General features: G+C 32.5%; 2 protein-coding genes. Both read right to left on the bottom strand.

Annotated elements, in window-relative coordinates:
- Nucleotides 1-190 precede the first annotated feature (190 nt).
- On the bottom strand, nt 191-406 hold the full coding sequence (locus ENL20_00400) for a DUF2281 domain-containing protein (protein ID HHE37021.1): 216 nt from the start codon (nt 404-406) through the stop codon (nt 191-193).
- Nucleotides 407-475: 69 nt separating this feature from the next.
- Entirely contained in the window at nt 476-1,807 is a 1,332-nt protein-coding gene (locus ENL20_00395) for an amidohydrolase (protein HHE37020.1), read from the bottom strand.
- Nucleotides 1,808-1,999 lie beyond the last annotated feature (192 nt).

Below are 1,999 nucleotides of genomic sequence, written 5' to 3'. Positions count from 1 at the left end.
GAAATATTTTTTGCCAAAAAATGTTAGAATTTTAGAATTAAGTGACTAAATAATAAGAGAGCAAGAGAATGTAATGAGAAATCTGAAATATGGATCAAATTAATATTTTTATCGAGGAATTTCTTACATTTTTTTCTTTTATCCTGGTTAAGTAGGATTTCAAGAAAAATATTTGTATCTGCTAAATACATTATCTCAACTTCATTGCCTGATGTTGTAATTCTACAGATGTAAATTGTTCTTTTAAATCTTCTAAACCGCCTTCCCAATTGAACTCGATTTTATTTTTGGTTTTGTCTTTCTTTTGGTATTTCTGTATGATGAAGTCAATGAAATCTGAAACTTCTCTTTTCAAATCTTCCGGTAATCTATTAATTTTTACTTCTAAAGTTCTTTCATGATTCATTATTTACCTCCCAAATCACAAGATAATATAAATCGAAATCACAGAATTATGTCAAGTATCATCTCAAAATCAATTTTTTATGTGATTAAATTTTAAGATTTTACTCTTATAATACTTTGCTCTCTCAACCATTTCCTCTTCATCGACATTAATTAAATTTCTATCTTTCATCACGATCTTTCCATTGATAATAACATCTTTTACCTGTTCGGAAGTGATAACATAAACGAGATGAGAATACGGATTATAAACCGGTTGAACACAAATATCGTTGGTTTCGATTAAAATCAGATCAGCCTTTTTCCCGATTCCGATTGAACCGATTTCCTTTTCTTTATTTAGAGATTTTGCTCCATTTATGGTTGCCATTTTCACAACTTGTTCAGCCGGTAAAAAGGTCGGATTATTATTCAGAGTTTTATGAAGAGTTGAGACAATTCCCATTTCCTCGAACATACTCAAATTGTTATTGCTGGCGACTCCATCTGTTCCAAGTGAGAGATTTACTTCATGTTTCAGGTATTTTTTAATGGGAGTAAATCCGTTAGCGAGTTTTAAGTTGCTTTTTGTATTGATGGAAACCGAAATATTTTTTTGAGAAAGGATTTCCATTTCTTTGTCATTCATCCAGATTCCGTGAGCGATCAGAACTTTATTCTCAAAAAGACCGAGGGAATCGAGATATTCGACAGGTCGGAGTATGTGTTTTTTCAAGCATTCATTCACTTCCTTTTCTGTTTCGGAAAGATGGATATGAAGAAGAAGATCGAGTTTGGAAGCCAGTTCTTTTGCTTTGATCAGGTTTTCTTTTCCGCAAGTATAAATGGCGTGAGGAGCGATGGCAAAATCTATCAATTCGTCATCTTTGTATTTCTCATTCATTTCTTTGATATAAGAAAATATCTCATTTGCATTTTGATAATTTGCAACCGGAAAATCGAGAACACCTTCTCCGAGAACTGCTCGAATTCCAACTTTCTCACACGCTTGAGCAGTTTCATCTCCGAAGAAATACATATCATTAAAAGTCGTGATCCCGTTTTTGATCATCTCTGCTGCTCCGTGTAAAGCCGCATTATAAACCAGTTCCTTTTTCATAAATTTATTCTCAACAGGCCAGATATGTTTCTGCAGCCATTCCATCAACGGCAGATCATCTGCCAGACCTTTGTAATAACTCATTGCGAGATGTGTATGAGTATTAACAAATCCTGGCATTACGATTTTGTTTTTTGCAGAAATAATTTGTTTGGGATCATATTTTTTAGATAAATCTTCATTATTCCCGATTTCGATGATTTTTCCTTTATCGATTATTATAGATTTTTTTTGAAAGAAATCTTTATTTGTATTGAATTGGAGGATGAATCCGTTTTTTATTAAAAGATCGATTTTTTGCATGATATTCCTTTATGTATCACAATCAATCCTGATTGTGTCTTTTTTCTCGAGATGGTTGAGTAATTCTCTCAAACAAGATTGTTTGAGTTACAGTATCACAATCAATCCTGATTGTGTCTTTTTTCTCGAGATGGTTGAGTAATTCTCTCAAACAGGATTGTTTGAGTTACAGTATCACAATTAATCCTGATT

The organism is Candidatus Cloacimonadota bacterium (assembly GCA_011372345.1).
GTDB lineage: Bacteria > Cloacimonadota > Cloacimonadia > Cloacimonadales > TCS61 > DRTC01.
Note: the sequence above shows the minus strand (reverse complement) of the source record. Positions and strands in the feature narration are given on the sequence as shown.